The following is a 16,320-nucleotide window of genomic DNA, read 5'->3' as shown; positions in this document are numbered from 1 at the left end:
GCGTCGCGCCGCTTCAGATTACGGTCAGGCCGTCAGCCGAGCTTTTCTTCTGCGGCGGCAACAACGGCTTCTGCCGTGATGCCGAAATGCTTGTAGAGATCCTTGGCCGGTGCAGATGCGCCGAAGGAGTGCATGCCGACGAAGGCACCGTCATTGCCGATGAAGTAATCCCAACCCTGACGGATGGCCGCTTCAACGCCGATCTTGACCGGAGAATTGCCGATGATGGCCTTGCGATAGGTCTCCGGCTGCTCCTTGAAGAGTTCGAAGCAGGGAACGGAAACGACGCGGGTGGAGATGCCCTTGACCTTGAGGTCGGCAGCAGCCTTCAGCGCGATTTCGACTTCCGAACCGGACGCGAAGATCGAGACCTTGGCATCGCTTGCAGACACCAGCTCATACGCGCCGTAGGAGACGAGGTTCTTTTCCTCATAGTCCTTGCGGGCCGGTGTGAGGTTCTGACGGGTCAGCGCCAGCGCCGATGGACGGTTCTTCTGATGCAGGGCGAACTGCCAGGCTTCCGCCGTTTCCGTTTCATCCGCAGGGCGGAAGACCAGAAGGTTCGGAATGGCGCGAAGCGCTGCGATCTGCTCGACCGGCTGGTGGGTCGGGCCGTCTTCGCCGACGCCGATCGAGTCATGCGTCAGAACGTGGACGACACGGATGCCCATGAGTGCGGCAAGGCGTATGGACGGACGGCAGTAATCCGAGAAGATCAAAAAGCCGCCAGCGTAGGGAATAAGACCGCCGTGCAGTGCGATACCGTTCATGGCTGCTGCCATGCCGTGTTCGCGGATGCCGTAGTGAAGGTAACGGCCCGAGAAGTCGGTCGGCGTGATCGACTTCATCTGGCTGGTCTTGGTGTTGTTGGATGGCGTCAGGTCAGCGGAACCGCCAATCATTTCGTGCAGTACGCCGTTGATGACCTCGAGCGTATCCTCCGATGCCTTGCGGGTGGCAACCGTTGGGTTGTCAGCAGCGACCTTCTTCTTGAAAGCATCGATGGAGCTGTCGAAGTTGCCGGTCAGATCGCCAGCGAAGCGGCGCTTGAACTCGGCCTTCTTGTCGGCTTCGGTTGCTTCCAGGCGTGCTTCCCATTCCTGGCGCGTCTTGGTGGAACGCAGACCGGCCAGACGCCAGGCGTCGAGCACGTCTTCCGGGATGACGAAGGGTTCGGCTTCCCAGTTGAGGTTCTTGCGGGCAGCGGCGATTTCTTCGGCACCCAGCGGGTTGCCGTGAACCTTGTGCGTGCCCTGCTTGTTGGGCGCGCCGAAACCGATGGTGGTTTTGCAGGCGATGAAGGTGGGGCGGTCGGATGCGTGGGCAGCTTCGATGGCGTTGGCAATCGCTTCCGGGTCATGACCGTCGATCTCGATGGTGTTCCAGTGAACGGCCTTGAAGCGGGCGATCTGGTCTGTCGAGTCGGACAGGCCGACTTCGCCGTCGATGGTGATGTTGTTGTTATCCCAGAACAGCACGAGCTTGTTGAGCTTGAGGTGGCCAGCCAGCGCAATCGCTTCGTGGCTGATGCCTTCCATCAGGCAACCATCGCCGCATAGCACATAGGTATAGTGGCTCTGCAGATCGGAACCGAATTCCTCTTCCAGCTTGCGCTCGGCAATCGCCATGCCGACCGAATTGGCAATGCCCTGACCGAGCGGGCCGGTCGTGGTCTCGATGCCGGTGGCATGGTGGTATTCCGGGTGACCGGCGGTCTTGGAACCAAGCTGACGGAAGCGCTTGATCTCGTCGATCGTCATGTCCTCATAACCTGTGAGGTAGAGGAGCGAATAGAGCAGCATGGAGCCGTGACCGGCAGACAGCACGAAGCGGTCGCGGTCTGGCCACTGCCAGGCCTTGGGATCGAATTTCAGGTAACGGGTGAAAAGGACCGTGGCCACATCCGCAGCGCCCATTGGCAGGCCAGGGTGGCCGGAATTGGCCTTCTCCACAGCGTCCATGGCAAGAAAGCGGATTGCATTGGCCATCCGGTCGTGTTTGTCGCGAGAAATCATGGCTTTTCCGTCTGTTCCGGGTGAAAGGAGATAGCCATTATGACTATCCAAAAAGCGGGTTGATGCATAGCAGGTAGGGCGGTGCTGTCAATAAAACCAGGGCAGCTTGCCGTTCGATAGCCAACAAAAATCGTTTCGTATTTTGGCAATATTCAGGCCGGTGCCCACTTTGTGCCCTTGCCGTGCTGCATTCATCCACAGCGCAAAGTGCTTGAATGTATTGGTTTGATTGACGTGAGCGTTAATCAGGTCATATCGTGTCGGTGCCCTGATTGACACCAAGAGACAACGATTCGGCTTGGCTCTGGCGGTTTGGAAGAAACGATGACGGCGGAAAAGACCATACAAGTCGCGTTGACGGAGCTTAGCTCCGCCATCACCAATCTTGAGAACGCGATCGACATACGCATCGAGCGTCAGCGCGAGAATGGCGAGGTCGAGAGTGAAGTGAAGCGCGTGCATGTGGACCGCGCACGGCTGGCGCAGGAACTCGACCAGTCGCAGTTTCGCGCCAACCGCCTCGAAGAAGTCAACCGCGAGGTTTCCCGCCGCCTTGTAACCGCGATGGAGACGATCCGCGCAGTGCTGGATCGATAAGGACCGTAATCCATGGCTCAAGTGACAGTGATGATCGACGGCAAGGCCTATCGCATGGCTTGCGAGGCAGGGCAGGAGGCGCATCTGACCGACCTCGCCAGCCAGTTCGACCGGTATGTCGGCCATCTGAAAAGCCAGTTCGGCGAAATCGGCGACCTGCGCCTGACCGTCATGGCCGGCATCATGATCACCGACGAGATGTCGGAATTGTCCCGTAAGATCGAGGCGCTTGAAGCGAAGGTGGCGACGCTGCAGCAAAACCGCGACGGCATGGCGGAAAGCAAGGCCAAGACCGAGGAAATGCTGGTTGACGCCATTTCCGAGCTGTCTACGCGGTTGAACGGGATTACCGAAAAGCTGGTGGCACGGCCAAAGCCGGTCGTGAATTAGGCCTGATTTTCAAAAGGATATGCGGCTGAAGCCCGGTTGCTGTGCGCGGGCGTTATTTTCCACGATATTGCCGCCGGTTGCCCCTTCCGCAATTCACAGAACCGCCCTATATAGGAGATGCGTTCTGCGCTTCTCGACAGGAACCACAATCCCTGGGGCCATACTCGATCCAAAGGGAGCTGTCCCTGGCCAGGCCCGTGGGCTTGGACATATGGCGCCCACCTACGTTTGTAGGCACCCAGGATCGTAAACCTCCATCGGTTGCCGTGGATCGCACTCTTTTATTTTCCGGGCTTCGAGTCTTCCACGCCTCGGCAGGGCCGTTCCATTGCCCGCTGCATACCCCGTTACCGCGCGGAAGATGTGCTCTCCTGGCGGATGAGGCACATGCAATTTCACCCCAACGGCCTGTATAGCTTTATTTTTTAGCATGCCGGTCATTGCATTGGTGGAACAATTCCCTATTATCCGTGTTGGTATGTCCGCTCCCGCTCTCAACTATAGCGATTGTGGTTGCAGCCGCGACATGCCGTTCAACAGCCCAAAAAGAGCTAAACTTGTTTACTGAAATTATGATCGTGGTTCTGCTCACCGTACTCAACGGTGTGCTTGCCATGTCCGAACTTGCCGTTGTCTCCTCTAGACCGGCGAGGCTTAAAGTGCTTGCCGCTCAAGGCAGCAGAGGCGCCACCATGGCGCTTACCCTTGGAGAAAATCCCGGACGCTTTCTTTCCACCGTGCAGATCGGCATCACGCTGGTCGGCGTTCTCTCCGGTGCGTTTTCCGGCGCCACGCTGGGTGCCCGTTTCACCGGATGGCTGCTGGAGCAGGGTGTGCCGGACCGTGCAGCCGACGCCATCGGCGTGGGTGCGGTGGTGGTTGCCATCACCTATCTGTCGCTGATCGTCGGCGAACTCGTTCCCAAGCAGATTGCCCTGCGCGACCCTGAAAAGGTTGCGGCAAAGGTTGCGCCTGCCATGGTGATGCTGTCGAAGATCGGTGCACCGCTGGTGTGGTTGCTGGACCGTTCCGGCAAGCTGGTTCTGGCCATTCTCGGCCATAGTGGCGAGTCCAATGCCTCCGTCACGGACGATGAAATTCGCACGGTTCTGGCTGAAGCGCACAGTGCCGGTGTGATCGAGACGGAAGAATCCGCCATGATCACCAGCGTCATGCGTCTGGCCGACCGCAATGCCCGCGGTCTGATGACGCCACGTCGCGACGTGGAAGTGGTTGACATCGAGGACACGGCGGAAGAAATCCGTGAGCAGCTTCGTGGCACCCAGCGTTCGCGCCTGCCGGTGCGCAATGGTGCTTCCGATGAAATTCTGGGCGTGCTTTTCGCCAAGGATGCCTTCGATGCGCTGGCCTCCGGCAAGGAGCTGAATGTCCGTGAGCTTCTGCGTGAAGTGCCTGTCGTTTCCGACCTGACGAGTGCCGTTGACGTCATTCAGTCGCTGCGCCGTTCCACGGTGCATATGGTTCTCGTTTACGACGAGTACGGTCATTTCGAGGGCATCATCAGCTCCGGCGACGTTCTGGAAGCCATTACCGGCGCGTTTCAGGAAGATGATGGCGAAGAGCCTGCGATGGTGGAGCGTGAGGATGGCAGTTTCCTCGTGGCCGGGTGGATGCCCGCCGACGAATTTGCCGACCGCATGGGCTTCCAGATTTCCGACGATGCCGAATTCGAAACCGTGGCCGGTCTGGTGCTGGACGAGTTCCGTCGTTTGCCGGAGCTTGGCGAACACGTCACCCGCAATGGCTGGCGCTTCGAAGTCATCGACCTTGACGGGCACCGGATCGACAAGGTGCTGGTCAGCCGGGCGGCTTGATGAGGCCGGGTTTGCCTGACAAAGCACGGATCAGAATGGAGCGTCTCGCCCTGCGGGACGCTCTTTCCGTTGATGAGCGCCACGATAAAAGTCTCAGCATCGCTGCCAAGGGTGCGGACGCGCTGACATTTGCTGCGGGAAAGACTGTTTCAGGCTTTATGCCCATCCGCTCCGAGGCCGATTTGCGGCCCTTGATGGAGGCGCTGCAAGACATCGGTGCGCGCCTGTGCCTGCCGGTCATTCTGGACAGGGAAACCATTGTGTTTCGCGAATTCGCGAAAGACGTGCCGCTCGTCAAGACCGGCTTCGGCACCACGGGGCCGGATGACAGTGCTGCCGTGCTGGACCCGGATCTTCTGCTGGTGCCACTCGCCGCATTCGATGCGAACGGCAACCGGATCGGTTATGGCGCGGGTCATTATGACCGTGCAATCGCCAAACTCCACGCAAAAGGTCTTGATACGACGCTCATCGGCATTGCATTCGACTGCCAGGAAGTGCCATCAGTGCCCGCGCAGCCGCACGATGTGGCGCTGGATGCCGTTCTGACCGAGAGCGGCATGCGATATTTCAATGAAAAGACGGCGGGCAGGACGGCGGAATGAGATTACTGTTTCTCGGGGATATGGTTGGCAAGACGGGCCGCACGGCGGTGTGGGAGCGTCTTCCGGGGCTGATCTCCGATCTGAAGCTCGATTTCGTCATCGTCAACGGCGAGAACGCCGCTGGCGGCTTCGGCATCACCGAAGACATCTATCTCGAGACGATCAATGCCGGTGCCGATGTGGTGACGACCGGCAACCATGTCTGGGATCAGAAAGAGGCCGTGTCCTTCTGCGAACGGCACGACCAGTTTTTGCGGCCTGCCAACTACCCCAAAGGTACGCCCGGCAAGGGCTCCGGCCTGTTTTATGGCCGCAACGGTGCGCGCATTCTGGTCGCCAACATCATGGGCCGCGTTTTCATGCACCCGGAACTGGACGATCCCTTCAGCTCGGCGGAAAGCATTCTGGGTGCCTGCCCGCTGGGTGAGCAGGCCGACGCCATCGTGTTCGATTTTCACGCCGAGGCGACCAGCGAAAAGCAGTGCTTCGGCCATTTCGTCGATGGCCGGGCCAGCTTCGTGGTGGGAACCCACACCCATGTGCCGACGGCGGATGCGCAAATCCTGAATGGCGGCACGGCCTATATGTCGGATGCCGGCATGTGCGGGGACTACGATTCCTCGCTCGGCATGGAAAAGGAAGAACCGATCAACCGGTTTATTTCCAAGATGCCGAAGGGGCGTTTTGAGGCGGCCAGCGGTCCCGCGACGATTTGCGGGGTTGGGGTGGAGATTTCCGACCGCACCGGGCTGGCGGAGAAGATCGCGCCGTTGCGGATTGGGCCGAGATTGGCGGAGACGGTTCCGGCTTTTTGGGTTTGATCGTTTTACGTTGAACGGCGGCGGTTGGGGCTCACCCCCCTCTGTCCTGCCGGACATCTCCCCCACAGGTGGGGAGATCGGCTCGGCGCACGATTGCTGCCCAATCTGCCACGTTCAAGATGGCCGAGAGCTAACCACGAGTCGATCTCCCTCCTTGTGGGGGAGATGCCCGGCAGGGCAGAGGGGAGTAAACCACACCCACCGACCTCAATAGCTCCACCCCCAATGACGACATTGTGAGCGTCGTCCTTCTCTTGCATCTGGACGATCCTCCCACCGTGCCGCATCCTGCCCGCACTCATCTCGTTTGTGGGAGTGGTGTTGATGCTTCGCATGCTCATGCTCGCATTGTCAGGGCTTTTGGTGGCCGGTGCCGCTTCGGCCCAGCAGCCCAGCCGTCCTCCTACCGCCAACCGCCCGCCCATCAGCCAGTGTCAGGCGATTGCCCAGACGATGCCGGGTGTTACCTTTGCCAGCTTCCAGCCATCCGGGGTCCAACTGGCGCAGGCCAGTGCCAAGGAAGAGGTGCAGATCCAGTATATCGGGCACTCGACATTTTTGATCACGTCACCCGAAGGTGTGACGATCGCCACGGATTATAATGGCGTCTATCGCCCGCCCGTCACGCCAACCGTGGTGACGATGAACAATGCGCATTCCACGCATTACACGCTGCACCCGGACCCGGCGATCAAATATGTGTTGCATGGCTGGAGCGATGTGCCGGGCGAGAAGGCCGAGCATAAGGTGCAGGTGGGGGATGTCTATATCCGCAACGTCACGTCTGATATTCGCAACCGCTGGGGCGGCGGCGGGTTGTTGCAGAAGGATGGCAATTCCATCTTCATTTTCGAAGTCGCGGGCCTCTGCATTGGGCATCTGGGTCATCTGCATTATGAACTGACGGAAACGCAATATGCCGAAATCGGGCGTCTGGATATTTTGATGGTGCCGGTCGATGGTGGGTTGACCATGGGTTCCGACAGTATGAGCCGGATCGTCAAGCGGCTTCGCTCCGCGCTGATCCTGCCCATGCACCAGCCGAGTGCGCTCGAGCAGTTTCTGGTGACATTCGGACCGCAGTTCCAGATCGCTTATGCGAATAGCCCCGTCATCACCGTATCGATGAGAAACCTTCCCCGCCAGCCGCAAATCCTCGTGCCACAGGGCATGTGAGATTGCGACCGGCGGGGAGTGGTCTTATGCGAAGGTGAGGTGCTGGCGCACGCCGACGTCGGGTGTCTTGTCATCCGACATATTGGCCTTGGCGATTTCCCAGCCGAATTTCAGCGTGCTGTCGGTGGAGGCCCAGATTTCGGCATCATCGACGTGAAGCGCAAGCATCGTCAGCTGAGGATCGCTCTTACCATGTTCGTACCAAGCCGCAGTCACCGAGTTCCAGTACTCGTCGATCTTGGTCTTGTCGTCACGTGCTTCCAGCTTGCCGGAGAGGCAGGCATGGTAATCGTGATCCTTGCCGACGACGCAGAAATGGGCGCGGGCACCCGACTTCAGCGACTGGACCAGTTGCGAATCTTTCTTCGAGTAAAACCAGATCGTGTTGGTCTTTGGATCAGCGTGGGGCGCCATGGGCTGCATGTGGTTGTGGAGGCCCTCAAGGCCGAGCATCCCGGCATGCACGGAATTGATTTCGTCCCAAAGCTGACGGGCAGGGGCGTCGCGTGCTTCACTCAGACTGACCATTGAATGTGTCTCCTTCACGGTTCTTGTTATCGTCCACTAGCAATCGGGCAAGGCTGCCCGTTTGCGTACTGGTAACCAAACGAGGAGAGTACATTTCAGTTCCCTAAAGCGTTGCCTTGTTAAGCGGAACCACCTCAAGGCGTTGCGAGAAGAGTGGCATGTGGGCTTGAACAGCCGGGCCATCGCACTTATAAGCACCGCAATCCAAACAAACGATCCGATCAGGGGTGCCATGGCTGGCCATTCACAGTTCAAGAACATCATGCATCGCAAGGGAAAACAGGATTCGATCCGTTCGAAGATGTTCTCCAAACTCGCGCGTGAAATCACCGTTGCTGCCAAGTCCGGTCTGCCGGATGTGAGCATGAATGCGGCGTTGCGTCTGGCGGTTCAGAACGCCAAGGCGCAGTCGATGCCGAAGGACAATATCGACCGCGCCATCAAGAAGGCGTCCGGTGCCGATGCTGAAAACTACGATTACGTCCGTTATGAAGGCTACGGTCCAGGCGGCACTGCGGTTATCGTCGAAGCGCTGACCGACAACCGTAACCGCACGGCATCCAACGTTCGCTCGATCTTCACCAAGGCTGGCGGCGCGCTGGGCGAAACGGGCTCCGTTTCGTTCTCCTTCGACCGTGTTGGCGAAATCAGCTACAAGGCCTCCGTCGGTGACGCCGACAAGGTGATGGAAGCTGCCATCGAGGCTGGTGCCGACGACGTTGAAAGCAGCGAAGACGGCCACACCATCATCTGTGGTTTCGAGGCCATGAACGAAGTGTCCAAGGCACTGGAAGCCGTTCTCGGCGAAGCCGAAAGCGTCAAATCCATCTGGAAGCCGCAGAACACGGTTCCAGTCGATGAGGAAAAGGCACAGTCGTTGATGAAGCTCATCGGTAACCTCGAAGACGATGACGACGTGCAGAGCGTCTATTCCAACTTCGAAGTGTCCGAGGAAATCATGGCCAAGCTTTCGGCCTGATTTTTCTGCCGTTCAGGAATTTACAGGCCCCTGCGCAGTCATGCGCGGGGGCTTTTGTTTGAGCGCATCATAGCTCACCACAAAAAAAATTTATTTCGACCCTTGGTTTAGTTTTCAGTCGCACTATCTCGACCTCATCAACCGGAGAGGGTTTTCGGCATGAAAGCAACCATTAAACTCATTGCCTGGGCATTTACCGTGTTCGGCCTTGTATTTGCCGGGGTCGGCGCGTTCTTTTTTTATCAGGACAGCCAGTTCGCTCAACGGGCACAGACGGCGCAGGGTGTCGTCTCGGAGGTCGTTCGCAAGACGCGGGAAAGCAGCTATACGGCCATTGTTCGTTTCACCGATTCTCAAGGCCGACAGCAGGAGATGGCGGACAGGATCAACTCGTCCCCGCCACGTTTTTCACAAGGGGATACGGTAGAGGTTCTCTACGACCCGCAGTCGCCATCGAACGCGCTGGTCAACGATCTCATGGGACGGTACTTTCTTCCCGGAATGTTCACGATCCTTGGTGTTCTGATCGCCTTGGTCGGTATCGGCATCCATCTGTTTTCTGTTTACAAAAAGCGGCGTGAGACATGGCTTTTGCGCTTTGGGCAGCCCGTCGAAGCAGAGTTCCTGCATGTTTTTCTTGACGAGAAGGTCTCGGTCAACGGAGCAAATCCGTTTCGGGTGGTAGCGCAGGGGACCGACCCTCAAACCGGGCGGATACGTCGCTACGAAAGCGGCGCGATATGGGTCGATCCCACCGAGCAGTTGCAGGGGCGCAAGTTGCGGGTCCTGATCGACCCGAAAACGTCAGACCGTCACATGATCGATCTCACTGACGTCGTCGGCGATCCCGCTTAAGCGCGGGGTCGCTCTCGGGCTCGCTCGGTCAGGCGGCTTGTTTCAGGCCGCTTCGAACTTCGGCGAAAACCTCGACGGAGCGAAGTCGTTTCTGAATGTCGTGGACTGGCATCGAGATGATCAGTTCATCTGCGCCGGTTGCTGACAGGAACTCGCCCAGCTTATGTTCGACTGTGGCATGAGAGCCGACAACGGCATATCTGAGCGTATGCTCGACCGTCATGCGCTCCATGTCGCTCCAGTAATCGTCCATGGTGTCCACGGGACGTGGAAACTGGGTGCGGACGTTCTTTCGCAGATTGACGAATTGCTGTTGAGCGGAGGTGAAAAGGTGGTCCGCCTCGGCATCGGTTTCTGCACCGACGCCCATGACGCCGACCATGACATAGGGCTTTGCGAGCGTGGCCGACGGCTGGAAACGTTCGCGGTAGATCGCGATGGCGTCCATCAACATGTCAGGCGCGAAGTGGGATGCAAACGAATAGGGCAGGCCGAGCGCTGCCGCCAGATGGGCGCTATAGGTGCTCGATCCCAACAGCCAGATCGGCACGTTGGAATTCATGCCGGGAACAGACAGGATTGCCTGATCGGGCTGTGGTGCACCAAAATATTGCTGCAACTCGATGATGTCATGCGGGAAGTTTTCAGCCACTGCATCGAGATTACGGCGCAGCGCGCGTGCCGTGCGCATATCCGTGCCGGGTGCGCGACCGAGGCCGAGATCGACACGACCCGGCAGCAGGGCAGCCAGTGTGCCGAACTGTTCGGCGATGACGAGTGGCGAATGGTTGGGCAGCATGATGCCACCGGAACCGACGCGAATGCGCGAAGTGGCGGCACCGACATGGGCGATGACGATGGAGGTTGCGGCGCTGGCAATGCCGGGCATGCCGTGATGTTCGGCCAGCCATATGCGTTCATAGCCCTGTTCTTCAGCCTTGATCGCCATGCGGCGCGAATTTTCAAGCGCCTTGCTCGCGTTCTCGCCTTCACCGATGGGCGACAGATCGAGAATGGAAAAAGGAATCATAGGACGCTCCTGATGCGTTTTTGAGTTGTATCAGATGTAAGTTTCGTGGCCGGATTTGCCAGTGCAATCGCGTCGAATTGAACGATGGATCAGAAAAACTGGTGCAAGTCTGAAACGATTTTCAGCCGACATATTGCAGCCGCATCGTGTTTGCCCGGGCGAGCCAGCAGGCATTCCTGATGAATGTTGTCGTTTTGTTCACTTATCGCTGGCAGGTTTCGACGCTGAACGGTAGGGTGCCATATGCAAAATGCGATTCGAATTATCGGGATTGATCCCGGGCTGCGGCGAATGGGCTGGGGTATCATCGAAACCTTCGGCAACAGCCTGCGTTTCGTGGCCTCCGGCACAGTGACGTCGGACGGCGATATGGATCTGGCCTCGCGCCTTTGCCAGTTGCATGACGGCCTGTCGGATATCGTGCATTCCCATCAACCGCATGAGGCGGCGGTGGAGCAGACCTTTGTCAACAAGGATGCGGTGGCCACGCTGAAGCTGGGTCAGGCGCGCGGCATTGCCATGCTGGTTCCGGCCCGTGCTGGCCTGCCCGTGGCGGAATATGCGCCGAATGCCGTCAAGAAAGCCGTGATCGGGGTGGGACATGGCGAAAAGCAGCAAATTCACATGATGCTCAAAATTCTGATGCCCAAGGCAGAGTTCAAGGGCAATGATGCTGCCGATGCGCTTGCCATCGCCATTTGCCACGCGCACAACCGGGCAGGCGAGCGCATGCGCCGCGTGCTGGCGGCAAGCTGATTTCCTCATTTCACAGGCGTTACCATGATCGGAAAACTCAAAGGCACCATCGATGAAATCGGCGACGATTACGTTCTCGTCGATGTCCATGGCGTCTGCTACGTGGCCCATTGCTCGGCCCGCACGCTGTCGCGGTTGGGTTCCCCGGGCGAGGCAATCGTTCTCTTCATCGAAACCTATGTGCGGGAAGACCAGCTGAAGCTGTTCGGCTTTATGAGCGCCTTGGAGCGCGAATGGTTCAACCTGTTGCAGAGCGTGCAGGGCGTGGGCTCCAAGGTGGCGCTGGCGGTGCTTTCGACGCTGTCCCCATCTGAACTCGCCAATGCCATCGCGCTTCAGGACAAGGTGGTCGTCTCGCGTGCGCCGGGCGTTGGCCCGAAAGTGGCCGTGCGTATCGTTACCGAGTTGCGCAACAAGGCTCCCGCCTTTGCGGGCGAGGCGTCTGCATCCATCGGTCTCAAGCAGGAATTGGGCGAAGGGGTAGCCTCTGCGCCCGTTGCCGATGCCGTCTCCGCACTCACCAATCTCGGCTATTCCCGCGACCAGGCCGCCAATGCGGTGGCTGCGGCGCTGAAGAATGGCGGCGAGGGTGGAGATAGCGCCAAGCTGATCCGGCTGGGGTTGAAGGAGCTTTCGCGGTAGGTCTGCCTGTGTTATTTTCCTTACGATCTTGAAAAAGTAAGAAAGTTGCTCGTTATGGGATTCCAGACAACCATTACATCCAAGGGGCAAATGACTGTTCCCAAGAATGTCCGAGATCAGCTCGACATCAAGCCGGGTGACAAATGCTACGTCTGGGTTCGTAATCGCGAAATGGTCGTCGTCCCGCGCAACCAGTCGTTCAATGATTTGGCGGGCCTGCTGGGTGCCCCGCCCAACGGCAGAAAGCTGACGATTGACGAAATGAACCCGGCTATCGGCTATGCTGTTTCCAAAGCCTATGAGGAATCGTTGTGCAACGAGGATGATGAATGAGCGGTCGATTTGGTATCGATACGAATATTCTCCTGCGTGTCGCCGTCAATGACGATCCCGTTCAAAGCGACAGCGTGATGAATTTCATCAACAAGCTTGGAGAGAATGACACGCTTGTCGTGGGCGTGGTCGTGATCATGGAAACGGCATGGGTGTTGGAACGGTTTTATGGCTACTCCAAAAGTACCGTTCTGGATTTTGTCCAGGCAATTCTTGAGCGTCGCGAAATCGAAGTGCCAGACTATGAGGTTATCGGTAACGCAATTGATATTTGCCGGAATTCCGGTGCGGATTTTTCCGATGCCGTTATTTCGGAAATGAACAGAATGGCTGGCTGCACGGCGACCTATACATTCGATCAAAAGGCAGCGCGAAAAATACCCGGAATGGAACTTCTGACATGAGCGAGGCGGCACGGCTGATTTCTTCGGAAAAGCGCGGCGAGGACATTGATACCACGCTGCGTCCGCAGACGCTGGATGATTTTACCGGTCAGGCGGAAGCGCGGGCCAATCTCAAGATTTTTATCGAAGCGGCCAAGAACCGGGGCGAGGCGTTGGACCACGTGCTGTTCGTCGGCCCTCCTGGTCTTGGCAAGACGACGCTGGCGCAGATCATGGCCAAGGAGCTGGGTGTCAACTTCAAGTCGACGTCAGGGCCTGTCATTGCCAAGGCGGGTGATCTGGCGGCGCTTTTGACCAATCTCGAAGAACGCGACGTTCTGTTTATCGATGAAATCCACCGTCTGAGTCCGGCTGTGGAGGAAATTCTCTATCCGGCGATGGAGGATTTTCAGCTGGATCTGATCATCGGTGAAGGGCCTGCGGCGCGGTCGGTGAAGATCGATCTGTCGAAATTCACACTTGTTGCCGCCACAACGCGGCTTGGTCTTTTGACCAATCCGCTGCGGGATCGCTTCGGCATTCCAGTCCGCCTGTCTTTCTATACCGTCGAGGAGTTGGAGCTGATCGTGCGGCGCGGCGCGCGCATCATGGGATTGCCGATGACGGAGGAGGGTGCACGCGAAATCGCTCGTCGTTCACGTGGAACACCGCGCATTGCCGGACGGCTGTTGCGGCGCGTGCGCGATTTTGCCGAAGTGGCGCGGGCGGAATCGGTGACACGGCAGATTGCCGATGAGGCACTGACGCGGCTGCTGGTGGACAATATGGGTCTCGACCAGCTGGACATGCGCTATCTGACGATGATTGCCGTCAACTTCGGCGGCGGGCCGGTGGGGATCGAGACGATCGCGGCGGGTCTATCCGAACCGCGTGACGCCATCGAGGATATTATCGAGCCCTACATGATTCAGCAGGGTTTCATTCAGCGCACGCCGCGCGGACGTATTTTGACCGCAACGGCGTGGAAACATCTGGGCATGCAGCCGCCAAAGGATATCGAGGCGGCGCAGTTTCGCCTGACGCTCGAGGACGATTGATCGTGATTACCCGTCGCGCATTGCTCAAGACTGCTGCCACCATGGCGGCGGGGTTGGTCTCGTTGGGTGCCTATGCCGGCGGCATCGAGCCTTTGGCGCGGCTTTCGACCACCCGATATCGTATCACTCCACCCGGCTGGCCCAAGGGGCAAAAACTGCGGATTGTCGCACTTGCGGATTTCCACGCCTGCGAGCCGTGGATGCCTGCCGAGCGGATTGCGAAGATTTGCGATTACGCCAACACGCTGGGCGGCGATATCATGCTGCTGCTGGGCGATTACATGTCCGGTATGAAGCTCGTGACGGGTGTGGTTCCCCCGGAAGATTGGGCCAAGGCTCTCTCGGGCTTGAAAGCGCCGCAAGGCGTGCATGCCGTTTGCGGCAATCACGACTGGTGGCAGGACCCGGAAGCGCAGCGTTTGCGGCTGAAAGAAACCGTTGCGCATCAGGCCTTGCGGGCCGTCGGAATACAAGCGCATTCCAACCAGGCGGTGCGATGCGGTTCCGATAGCCAGCCCTTCTGGATCGCCGGGCTGGAAGATCAGTGGGCCTATCTGACCGGCCGCCGCACGACGGGTCTGGACGATCTGTCCGGCACGCTTGCGCAGGTGACCGATGACGCGCCGGTCATTCTGCTGGCACATGAGCCGGACATCTTCGTGAAGGTGCCGGAGCGTGTCTCGCTGACCTTGTCGGGCCATACGCATGGCGGGCAGATCAATCTGTTCGGCTGGCGTCCGGCTGTGCCATCCCGGTTTGGCGAGCGTTTCGTCTACGGCCATGTGGTCGAGGAGAACAGGCACCTCGTCGTCTCGGGCGGGCTCGGCTGCTCCATCGCGCCGGTCCGCTTCATGTCTCCGCCGGAGATCGTGGTGATCGATCTGGGCGAAGCCTGAGGAACCATCCGGGCGACGCGTCATTTCCGTTCTTTATTCAGGAGCGTAAAATGACGAAGTTTCGCAAGGGCACCAAGGTTCAATGGAAATGGGGATCGGGCAAAGGCGAGGGCAAGGTCGCCGAAAGCTTTACCGAAGACGTCGAGCGCAAGATCGAGGGCTCCGTCATCAAGCGCAAGGCCAGTGAAGACGAACCGGCATACCTCATCGAGCAAGAGGATGGTGGCAAGGTCCTGAAAAGCCATTCGGAACTGGAAAAGGCCGATTGATTTTGTTTATAACTCTGGAGCGAACCGAATTTTTGCTTTTTTTTGAAAATCCTCTGAATAAAGATTTCAAAACTGGCATAGGTTATTCTTATAACTAAAGAGTGCTATTATAACATGCAGTAAGTTGAGAATGCACTTGAAATCTTTAGTTGCATGACTAAACATAAAGGCTGTTAAATTCGGCTAGATGTGAAGGTTATGCTATGCCCAAGTTAAGAGAGCCAGAAGCTCGCCTTGTCGCTCTGAGAATTGCAGCGTTATCTCCAAACGGAGAGGTTAGCACCGCAGAAATAAAAGAAAAATTCCCTAAGTATCGACCAATGTCTCCTGAGGATTTAATTCCGTCAACTACCCGTTCGAACGAACATAAATGGGAGCAGATAGTGGGAAATGTGATATCCCACAAGAATAGCTCTACCAGCATATTTAAAAAAGGGCTTGCTGAGCGAACTCTCGATGGGATTAAAATTACAAACTTAGGCTTGTCTGTTTTGAAAGCGAAAAAACTTATTTAAATTTTTTTTTGTATCCAAGGGGTAGCCATTTTAGTTCAGGCGCGGTCGTTTGGGCTTTATCCCAGATGAACCAAGCATATGCTGTCGTGCCAGATCCTCTTATTTCCGCGTCTAAAGGATAAAATGTAATACGTTCACTGAAAACCCATACTCTTGAGGGAGGCGTTTTACTAAAGATAGAAGTGTTCCGGCCCGCACCTTCTAAAAAAGCAAGGCGCAATAGCAGCGCCACCTTTTCTCCAGCCTTTTCTAAACCAGCCTTCACAAATCCTTCAGCACTGTTATACGGAGGGTTAGTGATGATGTTGTTCGACTGCCTCTTTGCTGTCAAAAAATCGATGCCAGTGTCGCCGTATCCGCGATCATATAAATCCGAACTGTAGACATCACATCCAGTTCTTTTTAAAACTTCTGACATCGCTCCGTTGCCACAAGCACACTCCCATATCTCTCCTTTGAAAACCTCTACATCAACCAGAGCTTGAGTTGCCCACGCAGGCGTCGGAAAGAAATCAGGCCCATCGATGTCCGCCGATCTTTTAGCTGTTGGTTTAAAACCTCCATTAAGATTATATCTAGCGTCCATCTCGTCCTCACTCTGTATTCTTATCACCGTACTAACATATTTGTATTTCCA

General features: G+C 57.3%; 20 protein-coding genes and 1 other RNA gene. 17 read left to right on the top strand and 4 right to left on the bottom strand.

What is annotated here, in order from left to right; all coding sequences use genetic code 11:
- Positions 1 to 32: 32 nt before the first annotated feature.
- On the bottom strand, positions 33 to 2,015 hold the full coding sequence (gene tkt / locus ASF29_RS18235; RefSeq protein ID WP_062452076.1) for a transketolase: 1,983 nt from the start codon (positions 2,013 to 2,015) through the stop codon (positions 33 to 35).
- A gap of 324 nt (positions 2,016 to 2,339) precedes the next feature.
- On the opposite strand from tkt, the gene ASF29_RS18230 reads away from it, so the two are divergent.
- The 7 genes from ASF29_RS18230 to ASF29_RS18200 all read left to right on the top strand — a co-directional run bounded on the left by ASF29_RS18230 (position 2,340) and on the right by ASF29_RS18200 (position 7,439).
- The gene (locus tag ASF29_RS18230) at positions 2,340 to 2,612 is read left to right on the top strand and encodes a DUF4164 domain-containing protein (protein WP_062452075.1); all 273 of its coding nucleotides are present in this window, start codon (positions 2,340 to 2,342) and stop codon (positions 2,610 to 2,612) included.
- A 12-nt stretch (positions 2,613 to 2,624) separates the two neighbouring features.
- Entirely contained in the window at positions 2,625 to 3,002 is a 378-nt protein-coding gene (locus ASF29_RS18225; RefSeq protein WP_062452074.1) for a cell division protein ZapA, read from the top strand.
- A gap of 118 nt (positions 3,003 to 3,120) precedes the next feature.
- A non-coding RNA gene (ssrS, locus tag ASF29_RS18220) (6S RNA) lies at positions 3,121 to 3,279 on the top strand.
- Between the two features lie 295 nt (positions 3,280 to 3,574).
- Complete coding sequence (locus tag ASF29_RS18215; RefSeq protein ID WP_062452073.1) at positions 3,575 to 4,837, top strand: hemolysin family protein; 1,263 nt, start codon at positions 3,575 to 3,577, stop codon at positions 4,835 to 4,837.
- A complete protein-coding gene (locus ASF29_RS18210) occupies positions 4,837 to 5,442 on the top strand; it encodes a 5-formyltetrahydrofolate cyclo-ligase (RefSeq protein ID WP_062452072.1) in 606 nt (201 codons plus the stop codon). The genes ASF29_RS18215 and ASF29_RS18210 overlap by 1 nt, the downstream gene beginning before the upstream one ends.
- Positions 5,439 to 6,263, top strand: a complete 825-nt coding sequence (locus tag ASF29_RS18205) for a TIGR00282 family metallophosphoesterase (RefSeq protein WP_062452071.1) — start codon at positions 5,439 to 5,441, stop codon at positions 6,261 to 6,263. The genes ASF29_RS18210 and ASF29_RS18205 overlap by 4 nt, the downstream gene beginning before the upstream one ends.
- A gap of 321 nt (positions 6,264 to 6,584) precedes the next feature.
- A complete protein-coding gene (locus tag ASF29_RS18200) occupies positions 6,585 to 7,439 on the top strand; it encodes an MBL fold metallo-hydrolase (RefSeq protein ID WP_082453558.1) in 855 nt (284 codons plus the stop codon).
- A gap of 24 nt (positions 7,440 to 7,463) precedes the next feature.
- Here ASF29_RS18200 and ASF29_RS18195 read toward each other — a convergent pair whose 3' ends face one another.
- Positions 7,464 to 7,967 carry a pyridoxamine 5'-phosphate oxidase family protein gene (locus ASF29_RS18195; RefSeq protein ID WP_062452069.1) on the bottom strand — a complete coding sequence of 168 codons (504 nt, stop codon included), beginning with the start codon at positions 7,965 to 7,967 and terminating at the stop codon, positions 7,464 to 7,466.
- 232 nt (positions 7,968 to 8,199) lie between these two features.
- Between ASF29_RS18195 and ASF29_RS18190 the strand changes: the two genes are divergently transcribed.
- Both ASF29_RS18190 and ASF29_RS18185 read left to right on the top strand, forming a co-directional pair.
- A complete protein-coding gene (locus tag ASF29_RS18190) occupies positions 8,200 to 8,946 on the top strand; it encodes a YebC/PmpR family DNA-binding transcriptional regulator (protein ID WP_062452396.1) in 747 nt (248 codons plus the stop codon).
- A gap of 159 nt (positions 8,947 to 9,105) precedes the next feature.
- Positions 9,106 to 9,801 carry a DUF3592 domain-containing protein gene (locus tag ASF29_RS18185; RefSeq protein ID WP_062452068.1) on the top strand — a complete coding sequence of 232 codons (696 nt, stop codon included), beginning with the start codon at positions 9,106 to 9,108 and terminating at the stop codon, positions 9,799 to 9,801.
- A 28-nt stretch (positions 9,802 to 9,829) separates the two neighbouring features.
- Here the strand turns inward: ASF29_RS18185 and ASF29_RS18180 are convergent, their stop codons facing one another.
- Positions 9,830 to 10,831 (bottom strand): LLM class flavin-dependent oxidoreductase, encoded by a 1,002-nt coding sequence (locus ASF29_RS18180; RefSeq protein WP_062452067.1) that lies wholly within the window; start codon positions 10,829 to 10,831, stop codon positions 9,830 to 9,832.
- Between the two features lie 243 nt (positions 10,832 to 11,074).
- On the opposite strand from ASF29_RS18180, the gene ruvC reads away from it, so the two are divergent.
- The 8 genes from ruvC to ASF29_RS24470 all read left to right on the top strand — a co-directional run bounded on the left by ruvC (position 11,075) and on the right by ASF29_RS24470 (position 15,683).
- Complete coding sequence (ruvC, locus tag ASF29_RS18175) at positions 11,075 to 11,587, top strand: crossover junction endodeoxyribonuclease RuvC (RefSeq protein ID WP_062452066.1); 513 nt, start codon at positions 11,075 to 11,077, stop codon at positions 11,585 to 11,587.
- Positions 11,588 to 11,611: 24 nt separating this feature from the next.
- The gene (gene ruvA, locus ASF29_RS18170; protein WP_062452065.1) at positions 11,612 to 12,229 is read left to right on the top strand and encodes a Holliday junction branch migration protein RuvA; all 618 of its coding nucleotides are present in this window, start codon (positions 11,612 to 11,614) and stop codon (positions 12,227 to 12,229) included.
- Positions 12,230 to 12,283: 54 nt separating this feature from the next.
- Positions 12,284 to 12,562: an AbrB/MazE/SpoVT family DNA-binding domain-containing protein gene (locus ASF29_RS18165; RefSeq protein ID WP_062452064.1), complete on the top strand. Its 279-nt coding sequence runs from the start codon at positions 12,284 to 12,286 to the stop codon at positions 12,560 to 12,562.
- Positions 12,559 to 12,966 (top strand): type II toxin-antitoxin system VapC family toxin, encoded by a 408-nt coding sequence (locus ASF29_RS18160; RefSeq protein ID WP_062452063.1) that lies wholly within the window; start codon positions 12,559 to 12,561, stop codon positions 12,964 to 12,966. Before ASF29_RS18165 ends, ASF29_RS18160 begins: the two co-directional genes overlap by 4 nt.
- On the top strand, positions 12,963 to 14,003 hold the full coding sequence (gene ruvB, locus ASF29_RS18155) for a Holliday junction branch migration DNA helicase RuvB (protein WP_062452062.1): 1,041 nt from the start codon (positions 12,963 to 12,965) through the stop codon (positions 14,001 to 14,003). Before ASF29_RS18160 ends, ruvB begins: the two co-directional genes overlap by 4 nt.
- Before the next feature lie 41 nt (positions 14,004 to 14,044).
- The gene (locus ASF29_RS18150) at positions 14,045 to 14,899 is read left to right on the top strand and encodes a metallophosphoesterase (protein WP_156462751.1); all 855 of its coding nucleotides are present in this window, start codon (positions 14,045 to 14,047) and stop codon (positions 14,897 to 14,899) included.
- A 50-nt stretch (positions 14,900 to 14,949) separates the two neighbouring features.
- The gene (locus ASF29_RS18145; protein ID WP_062452061.1) at positions 14,950 to 15,168 is read left to right on the top strand and encodes a DUF2945 domain-containing protein; all 219 of its coding nucleotides are present in this window, start codon (positions 14,950 to 14,952) and stop codon (positions 15,166 to 15,168) included.
- Between the two features lie 203 nt (positions 15,169 to 15,371).
- Positions 15,372 to 15,683: a hypothetical protein gene (locus ASF29_RS24470; RefSeq protein WP_156462727.1), complete on the top strand. Its 312-nt coding sequence runs from the start codon at positions 15,372 to 15,374 to the stop codon at positions 15,681 to 15,683.
- Here the strand turns inward: ASF29_RS24470 and ASF29_RS18140 are convergent.
- Complete coding sequence (locus ASF29_RS18140) at positions 15,676 to 16,269, bottom strand: hypothetical protein (protein WP_062452060.1); 594 nt, start codon at positions 16,267 to 16,269, stop codon at positions 15,676 to 15,678. The two genes, ASF29_RS24470 and ASF29_RS18140, sit on opposite strands and share 8 nt — an antisense overlap.
- Between the last annotated feature and the right edge of the window lie 51 nt (positions 16,270 to 16,320).

The sequence above is a fragment of the Rhizobium sp. Leaf262 genome (genome assembly GCF_001422245.1).
Taxonomy (GTDB): domain Bacteria; phylum Pseudomonadota; class Alphaproteobacteria; order Rhizobiales; family Rhizobiaceae; genus Agrobacterium.
The sequence above is the reverse complement of the archived record's forward strand: the minus strand, read 5'-3'. Positions and strand labels throughout refer to the sequence as shown.

What these genes read in the sequence shown, in the direction of transcription:
- ASF29_RS18225 (WP_062452074.1), top strand. Translation starts at nt 2,625, where the DNA reads ATGGCTCAAGTGACAGTGATGATCGACGGCAAGGCCTATCGCATGGCT.
- ASF29_RS18180 (WP_062452067.1), bottom strand. Translation starts at nt 10,831, where the DNA reads ATGATTCCTTTTTCCATTCTCGATCTGTCGCCCATCGGTGAAGGCGAG.
- ASF29_RS24470 (WP_156462727.1), top strand. Translation starts at nt 15,372, where the DNA reads ATGCCCAAGTTAAGAGAGCCAGAAGCTCGCCTTGTCGCTCTGAGAATT.
- ASF29_RS18210 (WP_062452072.1), top strand. Translation starts at nt 4,837, where the DNA reads ATGAGGCCGGGTTTGCCTGACAAAGCACGGATCAGAATGGAGCGTCTC.
- ASF29_RS18145 (WP_062452061.1), top strand. Translation starts at nt 14,950, where the DNA reads ATGACGAAGTTTCGCAAGGGCACCAAGGTTCAATGGAAATGGGGATCG.
- ASF29_RS18165 (WP_062452064.1), top strand. Translation starts at nt 12,284, where the DNA reads ATGGGATTCCAGACAACCATTACATCCAAGGGGCAAATGACTGTTCCC.
- ASF29_RS18205 (WP_062452071.1), top strand. Translation starts at nt 5,439, where the DNA reads ATGAGATTACTGTTTCTCGGGGATATGGTTGGCAAGACGGGCCGCACG.
- ASF29_RS18195 (WP_062452069.1), bottom strand. Translation starts at nt 7,967, where the DNA reads ATGGTCAGTCTGAGTGAAGCACGCGACGCCCCTGCCCGTCAGCTTTGG.
- ASF29_RS18230 (WP_062452075.1), top strand. Translation starts at nt 2,340, where the DNA reads ATGACGGCGGAAAAGACCATACAAGTCGCGTTGACGGAGCTTAGCTCC.
- ASF29_RS18190 (WP_062452396.1), top strand. Translation starts at nt 8,200, where the DNA reads ATGGCTGGCCATTCACAGTTCAAGAACATCATGCATCGCAAGGGAAAA.
- ASF29_RS18185 (WP_062452068.1), top strand. Translation starts at nt 9,106, where the DNA reads ATGAAAGCAACCATTAAACTCATTGCCTGGGCATTTACCGTGTTCGGC.
- ruvB (WP_062452062.1), top strand. Translation starts at nt 12,963, where the DNA reads ATGAGCGAGGCGGCACGGCTGATTTCTTCGGAAAAGCGCGGCGAGGAC.
- ruvC (WP_062452066.1), top strand. Translation starts at nt 11,075, where the DNA reads ATGCAAAATGCGATTCGAATTATCGGGATTGATCCCGGGCTGCGGCGA.
- tkt (WP_062452076.1), bottom strand. Translation starts at nt 2,015, where the DNA reads ATGATTTCTCGCGACAAACACGACCGGATGGCCAATGCAATCCGCTTT.
- ASF29_RS18140 (WP_062452060.1), bottom strand. Translation starts at nt 16,269, where the DNA reads ATGGACGCTAGATATAATCTTAATGGAGGTTTTAAACCAACAGCTAAA.
- ASF29_RS18215 (WP_062452073.1), top strand. Translation starts at nt 3,575, where the DNA reads ATGATCGTGGTTCTGCTCACCGTACTCAACGGTGTGCTTGCCATGTCC.
- ASF29_RS18160 (WP_062452063.1), top strand. Translation starts at nt 12,559, where the DNA reads ATGAGCGGTCGATTTGGTATCGATACGAATATTCTCCTGCGTGTCGCC.
- ruvA (WP_062452065.1), top strand. Translation starts at nt 11,612, where the DNA reads ATGATCGGAAAACTCAAAGGCACCATCGATGAAATCGGCGACGATTAC.
- ASF29_RS18150 (WP_156462751.1), top strand. Translation starts at nt 14,045, where the DNA reads ATGGCGGCGGGGTTGGTCTCGTTGGGTGCCTATGCCGGCGGCATCGAG.